At 69.3% G+C, this 15904-nt stretch carries 13 protein-coding genes; all 13 read left to right on the forward strand.

What is annotated here, in order from left to right; all coding sequences use genetic code 11:
- The first annotated feature begins 9 nt into the window (after nucleotides 1-9).
- Genes ACFYQA_RS00380 through nuoN form a run of 13 tightly spaced genes read left to right on the forward strand, consistent with a single transcriptional unit; the run spans nucleotide 10 to nucleotide 15796 of the window.
- Nucleotides 10-564 carry an NADH-quinone oxidoreductase subunit B family protein gene (locus tag ACFYQA_RS00380; protein WP_055595532.1) on the forward strand — a complete coding sequence of 185 codons (555 nt, stop codon included), beginning with the start codon at nucleotides 10-12 and terminating at the stop codon, nucleotides 562-564.
- Nucleotides 561-1310, forward strand: coding sequence for an NADH-quinone oxidoreductase subunit C (locus ACFYQA_RS00385; RefSeq protein WP_388909446.1), 750 nt, complete (start codon nucleotides 561-563; stop codon nucleotides 1308-1310). The genes ACFYQA_RS00380 and ACFYQA_RS00385 overlap by 4 nt, the downstream gene beginning before the upstream one ends.
- The gene (locus ACFYQA_RS00390) at nucleotides 1307-2647 is read left to right on the forward strand and encodes an NADH-quinone oxidoreductase subunit D (protein ID WP_388909449.1); all 1341 of its coding nucleotides are present in this window, start codon (nucleotides 1307-1309) and stop codon (nucleotides 2645-2647) included. The genes ACFYQA_RS00385 and ACFYQA_RS00390 overlap by 4 nt, the downstream gene beginning before the upstream one ends.
- Nucleotides 2644-3504 carry an NADH-quinone oxidoreductase subunit NuoE gene (gene nuoE, locus ACFYQA_RS00395; protein WP_388909452.1) on the forward strand — a complete coding sequence of 287 codons (861 nt, stop codon included), beginning with the start codon at nucleotides 2644-2646 and terminating at the stop codon, nucleotides 3502-3504. Before ACFYQA_RS00390 ends, nuoE begins: the two co-directional genes overlap by 4 nt.
- Complete coding sequence (nuoF, locus tag ACFYQA_RS00400) at nucleotides 3504-4850, forward strand: NADH-quinone oxidoreductase subunit NuoF (protein ID WP_388909455.1); 1347 nt, start codon at nucleotides 3504-3506, stop codon at nucleotides 4848-4850. The genes nuoE and nuoF overlap by 1 nt, the downstream gene beginning before the upstream one ends.
- Nucleotides 4847-7372: an NADH-quinone oxidoreductase subunit G gene (locus ACFYQA_RS00405; RefSeq protein WP_388909458.1), complete on the forward strand. Its 2526-nt coding sequence runs from the start codon at nucleotides 4847-4849 to the stop codon at nucleotides 7370-7372. The genes nuoF and ACFYQA_RS00405 overlap by 4 nt, the downstream gene beginning before the upstream one ends.
- Nucleotides 7369-8760: an NADH-quinone oxidoreductase subunit NuoH gene (gene nuoH / locus ACFYQA_RS00410; protein WP_388909461.1), complete on the forward strand. Its 1392-nt coding sequence runs from the start codon at nucleotides 7369-7371 to the stop codon at nucleotides 8758-8760. Before ACFYQA_RS00405 ends, nuoH begins: the two co-directional genes overlap by 4 nt.
- On the forward strand, nucleotides 8753-9394 hold the full coding sequence (gene nuoI / locus ACFYQA_RS00415; protein ID WP_388909464.1) for an NADH-quinone oxidoreductase subunit NuoI: 642 nt from the start codon (nucleotides 8753-8755) through the stop codon (nucleotides 9392-9394). The genes nuoH and nuoI overlap by 8 nt, the downstream gene beginning before the upstream one ends.
- The gene (locus tag ACFYQA_RS00420; protein WP_388909467.1) at nucleotides 9391-10233 is read left to right on the forward strand and encodes an NADH-quinone oxidoreductase subunit J; all 843 of its coding nucleotides are present in this window, start codon (nucleotides 9391-9393) and stop codon (nucleotides 10231-10233) included. Before nuoI ends, ACFYQA_RS00420 begins: the two co-directional genes overlap by 4 nt.
- A complete protein-coding gene (gene nuoK, locus ACFYQA_RS00425) occupies nucleotides 10230-10529 on the forward strand; it encodes an NADH-quinone oxidoreductase subunit NuoK (RefSeq protein ID WP_003974374.1) in 300 nt (99 codons plus the stop codon). The genes ACFYQA_RS00420 and nuoK overlap by 4 nt, the downstream gene beginning before the upstream one ends.
- A gap of 14 nt (nucleotides 10530-10543) precedes the next feature.
- Nucleotides 10544-12511 carry an NADH-quinone oxidoreductase subunit L gene (gene nuoL, locus ACFYQA_RS00430; protein WP_388909470.1) on the forward strand — a complete coding sequence of 656 codons (1968 nt, stop codon included), beginning with the start codon at nucleotides 10544-10546 and terminating at the stop codon, nucleotides 12509-12511.
- A gap of 4 nt (nucleotides 12512-12515) precedes the next feature.
- Complete coding sequence (locus tag ACFYQA_RS00435) at nucleotides 12516-14150, forward strand: NADH-quinone oxidoreductase subunit M (protein WP_388909473.1); 1635 nt, start codon at nucleotides 12516-12518, stop codon at nucleotides 14148-14150.
- A complete protein-coding gene (nuoN, locus tag ACFYQA_RS00440) occupies nucleotides 14147-15796 on the forward strand; it encodes an NADH-quinone oxidoreductase subunit NuoN (RefSeq protein ID WP_388909476.1) in 1650 nt (549 codons plus the stop codon). The genes ACFYQA_RS00435 and nuoN overlap by 4 nt, the downstream gene beginning before the upstream one ends.
- The last annotated feature ends 108 nt before the right edge of the window (nucleotides 15797-15904 follow it).

The raw sequence follows: 15904 nt of genomic DNA on the forward strand, positions 1-15904 counted from the left end.
CCTTTGACCATGGGACTCGAAGAAAAACTGCCGAGCGGATTCCTGCTGACCACCGTCGAGCAGGCCGCGGGCTGGGTGCGCAAGTCGTCCATGTTCCCCGCCACGTTCGGACTCGCCTGCTGCGCCATCGAGATGATGACCACCGGCGCCGGCCGCTACGACCTGGCGCGCTTCGGCATGGAGGTCTTCCGCGGCTCGCCGCGGCAGGCGGACCTGATGATCGTGGCCGGCCGGGTCAGCCAGAAGATGGCGCCCGTGCTGCGGCAGGTCTACGACCAGATGCCGAACCCCAAGTGGGTGATCTCCATGGGGGTCTGCGCCTCGTCGGGCGGCATGTTCAACAACTACGCGATCGTGCAGGGCGTCGACCACATCGTCCCGGTCGACATCTACCTGCCCGGCTGCCCGCCCCGGCCCGAGATGCTGCTGGACGCCATTCTCAAGCTCCACCAGAAGGTCCAGGGTTCCAAGCTCGGCGTGAACGCCGAGGAGGCGGCCCGCGAGGCGGAGGAGGCGGCGCTCAAGGCCCTGCCCACCATCGAGATGAAGGGGCTGCTGCGATGAGCGACGCGAACGGCACCGCGGGCGAGGGCGTGAACCCCGAGAAGGACCTCTCCGCCGAGAACCTCCCCGGCCGGCGGGGCGAGGGGGGCGAGGAGATCCGCGTCCAGCGCGGCATGTTCGGCGCCAACAACGGCGGCGACACCTCCGGTTACGGCGGCCTGGTCCGCTCGATCCGGTTCCCCGGAGCGTCGAACCGCCCCTACGGGGGGTGGTTCGACGAGGTGGCCGACGAGCTGGAGGGCGCGCTGGAGGAGCAGGACCTGCTCCCCGAGAACGTCATCGGGAAGACGGTCGTCGACCGCGACGAACTCACCTTCCACATCGAGCGCGAGCACCTGGTCCGGGTCGCGACGACCCTGCGCGACGATCCCGCGCTGCGCTTCGAACTGTGCACCGGCGTCAGCGGCGTGCACTACCCCAGCGACAAGGGCCGCGAGCTGCACGCCGTGTACCACCTGCGCTCGATCACCCACAACCGGGTGATCCGCCTGGAGGTCGGCGCTCCCGACGGCGACCCGCACATCCCGTCGCTGGTCCCCGTCTATCCGACGAACGACTGGCACGAGCGCGAGACGTACGACTTCTTCGGCATCGTCTTCGACGGTCACCCGGCCCTGACGCGGATCCTGATGCCCGACGACTGGCAGGGCCATCCGCAGCGCAAGGACTATCCCCTCGGCGGCATCCCCGTCGAGTACAAGGGCGCCCGGATCCCGGCTCCGGACCAGCGGAGGTCGTACTCATGAGCACCTCGAACGCATCCGCGGCCTCCGCCGCCTCCGCGCGCGAGACCACGGAAGGCACCGTCTACACCGTCACCGGAGGCGACTGGGACGAGGTCGTCGAGACGGCGCAGCGCAGTGACGACGAGCGCATCATCGTCAACATGGGCCCGCAGCACCCGTCCACGCACGGCGTGCTCAGGCTGATCCTGGAGATCGACGGCGAGACAGTCACCGAGGCCCGCTGCGGCATCGGCTACCTCCACACCGGCATCGAGAAGAACCTCGAGTACCGGACCTGGACCCAGGGCACCACGTTCGTGACGCGCATGGACTACCTGACGCCGTTCTTCAACGAGACGGCGTACTGCCTCGGCGTCGAGAAGCTCCTCGGCATCGAGGACCAGATCCCCGACCGCGCCTCGGTCATCCGCGTGCTCCTGATGGAGCTGAACCGGCTCTCCTCCCACTTGGTGTGCCTCGCCACCGGAGGCATGGAACTCGGCGCCACCACGATCATGATCTACGGATTCCGTGATCGTGAACTCATTCTCGACGCCTTCGAGCTCATCACCGGCCTGCGGATGAACCACGCGTACATCCGCCCCGGCGGACTCGCCCAGGACCTGCCGCCCGGCGCCGTGGACCAGATCCGCGAGCTGGTGAAGAAGCTGCGCAAGAACCTCCCGGAGTACGACGCCCTCGCCACCGGGAACCCCATTTTCAAGGCCCGTATGCAGGACGTCGGTTATCTGGACCTGGCCGGCTGCATGGCCCTCGGAGCGACCGGCCCGGTCCTGCGCTCCACCGGCCTGCCGCACGACCTGCGCAAGGCGCAGCCGTACTGCGGGTACGAGACGTACGACTTCGAGATCCCCACCGCGGACACCTGCGACTCCTACGGCCGCTTCCTGATCCGGCTGGAGGAGATGCGCCAGTCGCTGCGCATCGTCGAGCAGTGCCTGGACCGGCTCCAGCCCGGACCGGTCATGGTCGCCGACAAGAAGATCGCCTGGCCCGCCCAGCTCGCCATGGGGCCGGACGGACTGGGCAACTCCCTCGACCACATCAAGAAGATCATGGGCACCTCCATGGAGGCCCTGATCCACCACTTCAAGCTGGTCACCGAGGGCTTCCGCGTACCGCCGGGACAGGTGTACGCGGCCGTCGAGTCGCCCAAGGGCGAGCTCGGGGCGCATGTCGTCTCCGACGGCGGCACCCGCCCCTTCCGGGTCCACTTCCGCGACCCGTCCTTCACCAACCTGCAGGCCATGGCGGCGATGTGCGAGGGCGGCCAGGTCGCCGACGTCATCGTCGCCGTGGCATCCCTCGACCCCGTGATGGGAGGCGTCGACCGGTGACCACCACACCTTCGGAGCGGGGCGTCAGTCTGGGCATGCCCCAACTGCCCGCACCCGCCTACCCGGACGAGGTCCGGGCCCGGCTGGAGACCGACGCGCGCGAGATCATCGCCCGCTACCCGGACTCCCGGTCCGCTCTCCTGCCGCTGCTGCACCTCATGCAGGCGGAGGAGGGCCACGTCACGCGCACCGGGATGCGGTTCTGCGCGGACGTGCTCGGCCTGACCACGGCCGAGGTCACCGCCGTCGCCACCTTCTACTCCATGTACCGGCGCCGGCCGAGCGGCGACTACCAGGTCGGGGTGTGCACCAACACCCTGTGTGCCGTCATGGGCGGCGACGCCATCTTCGAGGAGCTCCAGGAGCACCTGGGCGTCGGCAACGGCGAGACCACCGACGACGGCAAGGTCACCCTCGAGCACATCGAGTGCAACGCGGCCTGCGACTTCGCGCCCGTCGTGATGGTCAACTGGGAGTTCTTCGACAACCAGGACCCGCAGAGCGCCAAGCACCTCGTCGACGACCTGCGGGCCGGCCGCCCGGTGTCGCCCACGCGCGGGGCGCCCCTGTGCACGTTCAAGGAGACCGCCCGGATCCTGGCCGGCTTCCCCGACGAGCGGGACGGTGCCGTGGACGCCACGGGAAGCGCGGGACCCGCCTCCCTGGCCGGCCTGAAGCTGGCCAAGGGGGAGACCGCCCCCGCGCGCGTGGTGCACCCGCGGGGCGAGGCACCCCAGGACACCCCGCCGCACGACCCGTCACCGGCGGAGCACCTCAGCTCGCACGACGCGCCGCAGGACACGGCGGCCTCCGATCCGGCGCATCCGGCCGGACCCACCGCCGAGGAGGGGGAGTGATGACCTTGGCACCCGAACTCAAGGACACCAGCCCGGAGAACCTGCTGGCACCCGTGCTGTCGGCCTTCTGGGACGAGGACAGGTCCTGGACGCTGGACGTCTACAAGAGGCACGAGGGGTACGAGGGGCTCCGCAAGGCGCTCGCCATGTCACCGGACGACGTCATCGCGTACGTCAAGGAGTCCGGTCTGCGGGGGCGCGGCGGCGCCGGCTTCCCGACGGGAATGAAATGGCAGTTCATTCCCCAGGGAGATGGAAAACCACATTATCTAGTTGTCAACGCCGACGAGTCGGAACCCGGAACGTGCAAGGACATTCCGCTCCTCTTCGCGAACCCGCACAGCCTCATCGAGGGCATTGTCATCGCCTGTTACGCCATCAGGTCGTCCCACGCCTTCATCTATCTGCGGGGCGAAGTCGTCCCCGTGCTGCGGCGGTTGCACGAGGCCGTGCGCGAGGCCCGCGCGGCGGGTCTCCTCGGCGAGAACGTGCTGGGCAGCGGACTCGACCTCGAACTCACCGTGCACGCGGGCGCCGGCGCGTACATCTGCGGTGAGGAGACCGCACTGCTCGACTCGCTCGAAGGCCGCCGTGGTCAACCGCGGCTCCGTCCCCCCTTCCCCGCCGTCGCGGGCCTCTACGCGTGCCCGACCGTGGTGAACAACGTCGAGTCGATCGCATCGGTTCCCGCCATCATGAACCGGGGCAAGGAATGGTTCCGCTCGATGGGGAGTGAGAAGTCACCCGGCTTCACGCTCTATTCCCTCAGCGGCCACGTCGTACGCCCCGGTCAGTACGAGGCGCCGATGGGCATCACGCTGCGCCAGCTGCTCGACATGAGCGGCGGCATGCGGCCGGGGCACCGCCTGAAGTTCTGGACGCCGGGCGGCTCCTCGACGCCGATGTTCACCGACGAGCACCTCGACGTCCCCCTCGACTACGAAGGAGTGGGCGCCGCCGGTTCCATGCTCGGCACCAAGGCCCTCCAGTGCTTCGACGAGACCACGTGCGTCGTACGGGCCGTCACCCGCTGGACCGAGTTCTACGCCCACGAGTCCTGCGGCAAGTGCACGCCCTGCCGCGAAGGCACGTACTGGCTGGTGCAGCTGATGCGCGACATCGAGGCCGGCAAGGGCCGGATGTCCGACCTCGACAAGCTGAACGACATCGCCGACAACATCAACGGCAAGGCGTTCTGCGCCCTCGGCGACGGCGCCGCCTCGCCGATCTTCTCCTCGCTGAAGTACTTCCGTGAGGAGTACGAGCAGCACATCACGGGCCGTGGCTGCCCCTTCGACCCGGCCAGGACGACGGCCTGGGCCGACCGTACGGAGGTGCACGCATGACCGTGACCACCAACACTCCTTCGGGAGGGGGAGGGGCGGCGGTCCCGCCGGAGGACCTCGTCACGCTGACGATCGACGGTGCCGAGATCAGCGTGCCCAAGGGCACCCTGGTCATCCGGGCCGCCGAACAGCTCGGCATCGAGATCCCCCGGTTCTGCGACCACCCCCTCCTCGACCCGGCCGGCGCCTGCCGCCAGTGCATCGTCGAGGTCGAGGGCCAGCGCAAGCCCATGGCCTCCTGCACCATCACCTGCACCGACGGGATGGTGGTGAAGACCCACCTCACCTCGCCCGTCGCCGAGAAGGCCCAGCACGGGGTGATGGAGCTGCTGCTCATCAACCACCCGCTGGACTGCCCGGTCTGCGACAAGGGCGGTGAGTGCCCGCTGCAGAACCAGGCGATGTCGCACGGCAACCCCGAGTCCCGCTTCGACGGCAAGAAGCGGACCTACGAGAAGCCCGTCCCGATCTCCACCCAGGTGCTGCTGGACCGCGAGCGGTGCGTGTTGTGCGCCCGCTGTACCCGGTTCTCCAACCAGATCGCGGGCGACCCGATGATCGAGATGGTCGAGCGGGGCGCGCTCCAGCAGATCGGCACCGGCGAGGGCGACCCCTTCGAGTCGTACTTCTCCGGCAACACCATCCAGATCTGCCCGGTCGGCGCGCTCACCTCGGCGGCCTACCGGTTCCGCTCCCGCCCCTTCGACCTGGTCTCCTCGCCGTCGGTGTGCGAGCACTGCTCCGGCGGCTGCGCCACGCGCACCGACCACCGGCGCGGCAAGGTCATGCGGCGGCTCGCCGCCGACGACCCCGAGGTCAACGAGGAGTGGATGTGCGACAAGGGCCGCTTCGGGTTCCGGTACGCACAGCAGCGGGACCGGCTGGGGACCCCGCTCGTGCGCAATGCCGAGGGTGACCTGGAGCCCGCCTCCTGGCCCGACGCGCTGCAGATCGCGGCCCAGGGCCTGCTGGCCTCCCGCGGCCGCACCGGCGTCCTGACCGGCGGCCGGCTCACCGTCGAGGACGCCTACGCGTACAGCAAGTTCGCGCGCGTGGCCCTCGACACCAACGACATCGACTTCCGCGCGCGTGTGCACAGCGCCGAGGAGGCCGACTTCCTCGCCGCGCGGGTCGCGGGCCGCGGGCATGACCTCGGGAGTGCGTCCGGCACGGACTCCGCCGGCGGGGTCACGTACTCCTCGCTGGAGAAGGCGCCCGCCGTCCTGCTGGTCGGGTTCGAGGCCGAGGAGGAGGCGCCCGGCGTCTTCCTGCGGCTGCGCAAGGCCTGGCGTACGCACGGGCAGCGGACCTTCTCGCTGGCCACGCACGCCACGCGCGGACTGGAGAAGGCCGGCGGCACGCTGCTGCCGGCGGCTCCCGGCACCGAGACCGAATGGCTCGACGCGCTCGCGAGCGGGGCCGGCCTGGAGGGCGACGGGGCCAGAGCCGCCGAAGCGCTGCGGGCCGAGGGCGCGGTGATCGTCGTCGGCGAGCGGATCGCCGCCGTCGAGGGCGGCCCGACCGCCGCCGTACGGATCGCCACCGCGACCGGTGCCCGGCTGGTGTGGATCCCCCGCCGGGCCGGGGAGCGGGGCGCCGTCGAGGCGGGCGCGCTGCCGTCGCTGCTGCCGGGCGGGCGCCCGGCGACCGACCCGCGCGCGCGTGAGGAGGTCGCCGCCGTCTGGGGCGTCGCCGCCCTGCCGCACCGCTACGGCCGCGACACCCGCGAGATCGTCGAGGCTGCCGCGACCGGTGAGCTGCAGGCGCTGCTGGTAGCGGGCGTGGAGGTCACCGATCTGCCCGACCCCGCACGCGCGCGGACGGCACTCGCCGAGGCCGGGTTCGTGGTTTCGCTGGAGCTGCGGCCCAGCGAGGTCACCGAACTCGCCGACGTGGTGCTGCCGGTGGCGGCCGTGGTCGAGAAGGCCGGTGCCTTCCTCAACTGGGAGGGCAGGGTCCGGCCCTTCGAGTCGGCGCTCAAGCCCGAGCAGCTGACCCGCACGCTCCCGCCGACCGACGCGCGCGTGCTCCAGATGCTCGCCGACGCCATGGACGTACACCTGGGCCTGCCGGACCTGCGCACCGTCCGCGCGGAGCTCGAGCGGCTCGGCGCCTGGGACGGCCCGCGGGCCACCGGACCGCTGGAGACCGCGGGCACGCTGCCCCGGCCGGCCGGCGGGGAGGCGGTGCTCGCAGGGCACCGCCTGCTGCTGGACCAGGGGCTCCTGCAACAGGGCGACGAGGCGCTCGCCGGCACCCGGCACGCCGCGTACGCGCGCGTGTCGGCCGCCACGGCCGCCGAGGTCGGTGTCAAGGACGGCGACCCGATCGCCGTGACCGGCCCCGCGGGGACGGTCGAACTGATCCTGAGCGTCACCGAGATGCCCGACCGCGTGGTGTGGCTTCCGCTGAACTCCGCCGGCGGCGGTGTCGGCTCCGACACCGGGGCGCTGCCCGGCTCCCTCGTCCGAATCGGCCCGGCGGGACTCGCCGGCGAGGCCCTCAAGGAGGTGGAGGCATGAGCCCGTACTTCGCCGCTGAAGACCTCTCGATGTTCGGCCGCGACCCCTGGTGGCTGGTCGTCGTCAAGGCGGTGTTCTGCTTCGCCTTCCTCATGGTGACGGTACTGATCGCCATCGTGATGGAACGCAAGATCGTCGCCTGGATGCAGCTGCGCGTCGGCCCCAACCGCAACGGCCCCTGGGGCATGCTCCAGTCGCTCGCCGACGGCGTGAAACTGATGCTCAAGGAAGACCTCGTCGTCAAACGCGCCGACAAGGTGGTGTACGTCCTCGCGCCGATCGTCGCGGCCGTCCCGGCCTTCATGGCGATCGCGGTGATCCCCTTCGGACCGGCCGGCAACGAGATCTCGATCTTCGGCCAGCGGACCACGATGCAGCTCACCGATCTGCCGATCGCGCTGCTCTACATCCTCGCGGTAGCCTCCATCGGCATCTACGGCATCGTCCTCGCCGGCTGGAGCTCCGGATCCACGTACCCGCTGCTGGGCGGACTGCGCTCGTGCGCGCAGATGATCTCCTACGAGATCGCCATGGGCGCCGCCTTCGCCTCCGTGTTCCTCTACTCGGGGTCGATGTCGACGTCGACGATCGTCGAGCAGCAGGCCGACCGCTGGTACATCCTGCTGCTGCCGGTCTCCTTCATCATCTACATCGTCACGATGGTCGGCGAGACCAACCGCGCCCCCTTCGACATGCCCGAGTCCGAGGGCGACCTGGTCGGCGGCTTCAACACCGAGTACTCGTCGATCAAGTTCGCGATGTTCATGCTCGCCGAGTACATCAACATGGTGACCGTCTCCGCCGTCGCCGTCACCCTCTTCCTGGGCGGCTGGCGCGCTCCATGGCCGGTCAGTACCTTCTGGGAGGGCGCGAACCACGGCTGGTGGCCGATGCTCTGGTTCATCGTCAAGGTCCAGCTGCTGCTGTTCATGTTCGTCTGGCTGCGCGGCACGCTCCCGCGCGTGCGGTACGACCAGCTGATGAAGCTCGGCTGGAAGGTCCTCATCCCGGTCTCCCTGGTGTGGCTGATGGCCGTCGCCACGGTGCGGGCCCTGAGGAACGAGGGCTACGGCTTCGCGGACACGGCCCTCTACATCGCCGGCGGAGTGCTCGTCCTGCTGTTGCTGTCCTTCGTCGCGGACATGTTCCGGTCGAAGGGCAAGGACGGTAAGGACGGCAAGGAGGCCGAAGGGGTCGGGGGGCCGGGCGGGGCACCGGCCGCCTTCGACCCGATGGCGGGCGGATTCCCCGTACCGCCGCTGCCCGGACAGGAACTTCCGCCGGTGCCGCGACGCCGCTCGCGCCAGGAGCGGGAGCTCGTTGTCAGTGGTGGCTCCGATACTCACAGTGACGGATCTCTGGATGGAAAGGAGGCGTCCGATGGCTGAGGAACCCAAGGAGACCAAGCCCGGTTTCCTGAACCCCGTGGCCGGCTTCGGCGTGACCTTCAAGGCCATGTTCAAGAAGCGGCTGACCGAGCAGTACCCGGAGCAGAAGAAGACCACGGCCCCGCGCTTCCACGGCAGGCACCAGCTCAACCGCCATCCGGACGGTCTGGAGAAGTGCATCGGCTGCGAACTGTGCGCCTGGGCCTGTCCCGCCGACGCGATCTACGTCGAGGGCGCGGACAACACCGAGGAGGAGCGCTACTCGCCCGGCGAGCGGTACGGCCGCGTCTACCAGATCAACTACGCCCGCTGCATCCTGTGCGGCCTGTGCATCGAGGCGTGTCCCACGCGCGCGCTGACGATGACCAACGAGTTCGAACTGGCCGACTCCAGCCGCGCCAACCTCATCTACACCAAGGAGCAGCTGCTCGCCGGTCTGGAGGAGGGCATGGTGGACAGCCCGCACGCCATGTACCCGGGCACCGACGAACAGGACTACTACCGGGGCCTGGTGACCGAGGCCGCCCCCGGCACGGAACGGCAGGCCGGCCACTCCGAGGGCGAGGTCGTCCAGAAGGCGGACTCGACCTTCGGCGAGGACGAACCGGCCTCGGACAAGGGGGTGCGGGGATGACCGGGCAGCTCGCCGCCTACTCCACCTCCACCGGAGAGGCCGTCCAGTTCTGGGTCCTCGGCACGGTCGCCGTCATCGGCGCCCTGGGCACGATCCTGATGCGGCGGGCCGTGCACAGTGCGCTCTGCCTGGCCGGAACCATGATCGTCCTGGCGGTGTTCTACCTCGCCAACGGCGCCTACTTCCTGGGCGTCGTCCAGATCATCGTCTACACCGGCGCGATCATGATGCTGTTCCTGTTCGTGGTGATGCTGGTCGGTGTCACCGCGGCGGACTCCCTGAAGGAGACGATCAAGGGACAGCGCTGGCTCGCCCTGCTGTGCGGGCTGGGCTTCGGCATCCTGCTCGTCGGCGGCATCGGCAACGCCGCGCTCACCGAGTTCAACGGTCTCGGCCAGGCGAACGCGAACGGCAACGTGGAGGGCCTCGCCGCTCTCCTCTTCACCAAGTACGTCTTCGCCTTCGAGATCACCGGCGCCCTGCTCATCACGGCCGTCGTCGGCGCCATGGTGCTCACCCACCGCGAGCGCACCGAACGCGCCATGACCCAGCGGGAGCTGGCCGAACAGCGCGTCCGCGAGGGCAAGCACCTCCCGCCGCTGCCGGCCCCGGGTGTGTACGCCCGGCACAACGCGGTGGACATTCCGGGCCTGCTGCCCGACGGTACGACGTCCGACCTCACCGTCAGCAGCACGCTGCGCGAGCGCGGCCAGATCCGGGACGTGTCCCAGGAGGCGCTCAGCGACCTGCGGGCGTTGGAACAGCGCTCCGAGGAGCGGCTCGAGCGCACGGAGATCGAGCCGCCGCCGTCGAGGCGGACCGAGGAGGCATCGAAGTGAACCCGGTCAACTATCTGTATCTCGCGGCCCTGTTGTTCACGATCGGTGCCACCGGTGTCCTCATCCGGCGCAACGCGATCGTCGTCTTCATGTGCATCGAGCTGATGCTCAACGCCTGCAACCTCGCATTCGTCGCCTTCTCCCGTATGCACGGCAACCTCGACGGCCAGATCATCGCCTTCTTCACGATGGTCGTCGCCGCGGCGGAGGTCGTGGTCGGGCTGGCGATCATCGTGTCCCTGTTCCGTTCCCGCCACTCGGCCTCGGTCGACGACGCCAGCCTGATGAAGCTGTGAGGGGTCGCTGAATCGTGGAGAATCTGATTGCGCTGCTGGTGGCGGCGCCCCTGCTCGGAGCGGTGGTCCTGCTGTGCGGCGGCCGCCGGCTGGACGCCGTCGGTCACTGGATCGGCACGGCGCTCGCCGCCGCGTCCTTCCTGATCGGCGTCGTCCTCTTCACCGGCATGCTGGGCGAGGCCGCCGACGACCGCACCCTGACGCAGCACCTGTTCAGCTGGATCCCGGTGGAGGGATTCCAGGCCGACGTCGCCTTCCGGCTCGACCAGCTGTCGATGACGTTCGTCCTGCTGATCACCGGCGTCGGCTCGCTCATCCACCTGTACTCGATCGGGTACATGGAGCACGACGAGCGGCGCCGCCGCTTCTTCGGCTACCTGAACCTGTTCCTAGCGGCGATGCTGATCCTCGTCCTCGCCGACAACTACCTGCTGCTGTACCTCGGCTGGGAGGGCGTCGGTCTCGCCTCCTACCTGCTGATCGGTTTCTGGCAGCACAAGCCCAGCGCCGCCACCGCGGCGAAGAAGGCCTTCCTGGTCAACCGCGTCGGCGACATGGGCCTGTCGATCGCGATCATGCTGATGTTCCTGTGGTTCGGCACCTTCGCCTTCGGTCCGGTGCTCGGCAGCCACGACGAAGCCGGGCTGGCGGGCGCCGCGAGTGAGGGCAAGCTCACCGTGATCGCCCTCCTGCTGCTGCTCGCCGCCTGCGGCAAGTCCGCCCAGGTGCCGCTGCAGTCCTGGCTCGGGGACGCGATGGAGGGTCCGACCCCGGTCTCGGCCCTGATCCACGCCGCGACCATGGTGACGGCGGGTGTCTACCTGATCGTCCGCTCCGGTGCCATCTTCAACGGTGCCCCGGACGCGCAACTGGTCGTCACCATCGTCGGCGCGGTCACGCTGCTGTTCGGTGCGATCGTCGGTTGCGCGAAGGACGACATCAAGAAGGCGCTGGCCGGCTCGACGATGTCGCAGATCGGCTACATGGTGCTCGCGGCGGGCCTCGGCCCCATCGGCTACGTCTTCGCGATCATGCACCTGGTGACGCACGGCTTCTTCAAGGCCGGGCTGTTCCTCGGCGCCGGTTCGGTCATGCACGGCATGAACGACGAGGTCGACATGCGCCGCTACGGCGGACTGCGTAAGTACATGCCGGTCACCTTCGTCACCTTCGGACTCGGCTACCTCGCCATCATCGGCTTCCCGGGCCTGTCCGGCTTCTTCTCCAAGGACATGATCATCGAGTCGGCGTTCGCCAAGGGCGGCACCGAGGGCTGGATCCTCGGCTCCGTGGCCCTGCTGGGCGCCGCGATCACCGCGTACTACATGACGCGCGTGATGCTGATGACGTTCTTCGGCGAGGAGCGCTGGCGCAAGGCCCCGGAGCCGTTCCCGTCCTCGGCGCCCGGCGTGGAGCCGACCGCGGGCACGGGCGAGGCGTACGCTCCGCCGCACCCGCACGAGTCGCCGAGGAGCATGACGATTCCGATGATCGTGCTCGCCTTCGGCTCCGTGTTCGCCGGCGCGTTCTTCAGTATCGGCGACCGGTTCGTGCACTGGCTGGAGCCCATCACCGGGCACGACCACGGCCAAGCGCCGATCAGCGCCCTGACGGTCACGCTGTCCACGGTGGCCGTCATGGTCATCGGCGTGGCGATCGCCTGGGGCCAGTACGGGCGCCGCCCGGTCCCGGCCGTCGCCCCGCGCGGGTCGCTGCTCACCCGGGCCGCCCGCCGTGACCTGCTCCAGGACGACTTCAACCACGTGGTCCTGGTACGCGGCGGCGAGCACCTCACGCGCTCGCTGGTGTACGTCGACCACACCCTGGTCGACGGGGTCGTCAACGGAACGGCCGCCTCGTTCGGCGGCTTGTCCGGGCGGATGCGCAAGCTGCAGAACGGCTTCGCGCGGTCCTACGCGGTCTCGATGTTCGGCGGCGCGGCCGTCCTGGTCGCCGCGACCCTGCTGATGAGGGCGGTCTGATCCGATGTCCTTTCCTCTGCTGACAGCGACGGCGGTGCTCCCGGCCCTCGGGGCGATCGCCACGGCCGCCGTACCGGCCACGAAACGCACCGCCGCCAAGTGGCTGGCCCTGCTGGTCTCGATCGCCACCCTGGCGCTGGCGGTCGTCGTTGCGGTGCGCTTCGACCCGGGAGGCGACCGCTACCAGCTCACCGAATCGCATGCCTGGATCGCGGACTTCGGAGTCCGCTACGAGCTGGGGGTGGACGGTATCGGGGTCGCGCTGATCGCGCTGACCGCCCTGCTGATCCCGTTCATCATCCTGGCGGGCTGGCACGACGCCGATCCTTCCCCAAGCTCTCAACTTCGTTCGAGCGGGGGAGGCCCCAAGGAAGCCGGCACTGAGCCTCTCACCAGCATCGCTGAGGGGCGGTGGCGGCCCACGCAGGGCTTCTTCGCCCTGATCCTGGCCGTCGAGGCGATGGTGATCATCTCCTTCGAGGCCACCGACGTCTTCCTCTTCTACATCTTCTTCGAAGCCATGCTGATCCCGCTGTACTTCCTGATCGGCGGCTTCGGGGACCGGGCCCACCAGGACGGCGAGCAGGCGGCGGCGACACAGCGGTCGTACGCGGCGGTCAAGTTCCTGCTCTACAACCTGGCCGGCGGTCTGGTCATGCTGGCCGCGGTGATCGGGCTCTACGTGGTCGCCGGGAACTTCTCGCTCACCGAGATCGCCGAGGCGCGGGCCAACGGCTCGCTCGAGATGTCGACGAGCACCGAACGCTGGCTGTTCCTCGGCTTCTTCCTCGCCTTCGCGGTGAAGGCGCCGATGTGGCCGCTGCACACCTGGCTGCCCAACGCCATGCAGGAGTCCACCGCCCCGGTCGCCGTGCTCATCACGGCCGTCGTGGACAAGGTGGGCACCTTCGCGATGCTGCGCTTCTGCCTCCAGCTGTTCCCGGAGGCGAGCAAGTGGGCGACACCCGTGATCATGGTGCTGGCGGTCATCAGCATCATCTACGGGGCCCTGCTCGCGGTCGGCCAGCGCGACATCAAGCGGCTGATCGCGTACGCGTCGATCTCGCACTTCGGCTTCATCATCATGGGCATCTTCGCGATGACCAGCCAGGGCCAGTCCGGGGCGACGCTCTACATGGTCAACCACGGGATCTCGACCGCCGTCCTGCTGTTGGTGGCCGGATTCCTCATCTCGCGGCGCGGTTCCCGGCTCATCGCCGACTACGGCGGGGTGCAGAAGGTCGCGCCGGTACTCGCCGGCACGTTCCTCATCGGTGGCCTGGCGACGCTGTCGCTGCCCGGACTCGCTCCGTTCGTCAGCGAGTTCCTGGTCCTGGTCGGCACGTTCACCCGCTATCCGGTGATCGGCGTCATCGCCACCTTCGGCATCGTGCTCGCCGCGCTCTACACCCTCGTCCTCTACCAGCGGACGATGACGGGCCCTCTGCGGCCCGAGCTCGCCAAGATGCCCGACCTGCGGGTGCGTGAGATCGCCGTGGCCGCGCCGCTGATCGTGCTGCTGGTCTTCCTGGGCGTCTACCCGAAGCCCGTCACGGACATCGTGAACCCGGCGGTGAAGCAGACCATGTCAGACGTCCAGCAGAAGGACCCCCAGCCCGAGGTGGAGGCGGCCAAGTGAGCGCATCAGCCGTCCACAGCCTGTGGACAAACGCGGTCGATCCGATCGCGAAGATCGACGCGCCGAAGATCGAGTACGCGCAGCTCGCGCCCACCCTGATCGTCGTCGGTGCGGCGGTCGTGGGGATCCTGATCGAGGGCTTCGTCCCACGCAAATCCCGTTACTACGCACAGCTGTTCGTCGCCTCGGTCGCGCTCGTCGCCGCGTTCGCCGCGGTCGTGGCGCTCGCGGCCGACGGATACGGCACGACCAAGGCGGGCATCGCGGCCATGGGCGCGATCGCCGTCGACGGCCCCGCCCTGTTCCTGCAGGGCACGATCCTGCTGACGGCGCTGGTCAGCCTGTTCACCTTCGCCGAGCGCAGACTCGACCCGGAAGCAGAAGGCAACCGGGTCGACTCCTTCGCCGCACAGGCCTCGTCCGTGCCGGGCAGTGAGGGAGAGAGGAAGGCCGTCAAGGCGGGGTTCACCACCACCGAGGTGTTCCCGCTGCTGCTCTTCGCGGTCGCGGGCATGCTCGTATTCCCCGCGGCCAACGACCTGCTGACGCTCTTCGTGGCGCTGGAGGTCCTCTCCCTCCCGCTGTACCTGCTCTGCGCGCTGGCCCGCCGCAAGCGGCTCATCTCGCAGGAGGCCGCGGTCAAGTACTTCCTGCTCGGCTCGTTCGCCTCCGCGTTCCTCCTCTTCGGGATCGCGCTGCTGTACGGCTACGCGGGCTCGATGTCGTACGCGACGATCGCGCAGGTCGTCGACGGCACGATCCAGGAGGTCGACCCGGCGCTCGTCAACACCATGGGCAACGACGTGCTGCTCCTGGTGGGCGCGGGTCTGCTGATCATGGGCCTGCTGTTCAAGGTCGGTGCCGTCCCCTTCCACATGTGGACGCCGGACGTGTACCAGGGCGCGCCGACGCCGGTGACGGGCCTGATGGCGGCGGCGACCAAGGTGGCCGCGTTCGGTGCCCTGCTGCGGGTGCTGTACGTCCTGCTCCCCGGCCTGCGCTGGGACTGGCGGCCGGTCATGTGGGCCGTCGCGATCGTCACCATGCTGGGCGGCGCGATCATCGCGATCACCCAGACCGACATCAAGCGGCTGCTGGCGTACTCGGCGATCTCGCACGCGGGCTTCATCCTCGCGGGCGTCATCGCGACCACGCCGGAGGGCGTCTCGTCCGTCCTCTTCTACCTGGCGGCGTACTCGTTCGTGACGATCGGCGCGTTCGCGGTGGTGACACTGGTGCGGGACGCCGGCGGTGAGGCGACGCACCTGTCCAAGTGGGCGGGGCTCGGCCGCCGTTCGCCCCTGGTGGCGGCCGTGTTCGCGGTGTTCCTGCTCGCCTTCGCGGGCATTCCGCTGACGTCCGGATTCGCCGGGAAGTTCGCCGTGTTCAAGGCGGCGGCGGAAGGCGGCGCGGTACCGCTGGTCGTGGTCGGTGTGATCGCGTCGGCGATCGCGGCGTTCTTCTACATCCGGGTGATCGTCCTGATGTTCTTCAGCGAGCCGAAGCCCGAGGGCCCGACCGTCGCGGTGCCGTCACCGCTGACGATGATGGCGATCGGGATGGGCGTGGTGGTCACGGTGGTGCTGGGCGTGGCACCGCAGTACTTCCTGGAGCTGGCGGGCAACGCGGGAGTGTTCGTGCGCTGACCCGGCGCCCGCCGACGACAGGGCGGCCCGGCACCCGCTCGGGGGGTGCCGGGCCGCCCTGTCGTGCTCGGTCGTGCCCTGCCGTGCTCGGTCGTGCTCGGTCGTGGT

The sequence above is a fragment of the Streptomyces sp. NPDC005774 genome (genome assembly GCF_042871645.1).
Taxonomy (GTDB): Bacteria; Actinomycetota; Actinomycetes; order Streptomycetales; family Streptomycetaceae; genus Streptomyces; species Streptomyces pratens.

Excerpts from the sequence above, each read along its gene's own strand:
- ACFYQA_RS00380 (WP_055595532.1), top strand. The coding sequence starts at position 10 with ATGGGACTCGAAGAAAAACTGCCGAGCGGATTCCTGCTGACCACCGTC.
- ACFYQA_RS00385 (WP_388909446.1), top strand. The coding sequence starts at position 561 with ATGAGCGACGCGAACGGCACCGCGGGCGAGGGCGTGAACCCCGAGAAG.
- ACFYQA_RS00390 (WP_388909449.1), top strand. The coding sequence starts at position 1,307 with ATGAGCACCTCGAACGCATCCGCGGCCTCCGCCGCCTCCGCGCGCGAG.
- nuoF (WP_388909455.1), top strand. The coding sequence starts at position 3,504 with ATGACCTTGGCACCCGAACTCAAGGACACCAGCCCGGAGAACCTGCTG.
- ACFYQA_RS00405 (WP_388909458.1), top strand. The coding sequence starts at position 4,847 with ATGACCGTGACCACCAACACTCCTTCGGGAGGGGGAGGGGCGGCGGTC.
- nuoH (WP_388909461.1), top strand. The coding sequence starts at position 7,369 with ATGAGCCCGTACTTCGCCGCTGAAGACCTCTCGATGTTCGGCCGCGAC.
- nuoI (WP_388909464.1), top strand. The coding sequence starts at position 8,753 with ATGGCTGAGGAACCCAAGGAGACCAAGCCCGGTTTCCTGAACCCCGTG.
- ACFYQA_RS00420 (WP_388909467.1), top strand. The coding sequence starts at position 9,391 with ATGACCGGGCAGCTCGCCGCCTACTCCACCTCCACCGGAGAGGCCGTC.
- ACFYQA_RS00435 (WP_388909473.1), top strand. The coding sequence starts at position 12,516 with ATGTCCTTTCCTCTGCTGACAGCGACGGCGGTGCTCCCGGCCCTCGGG.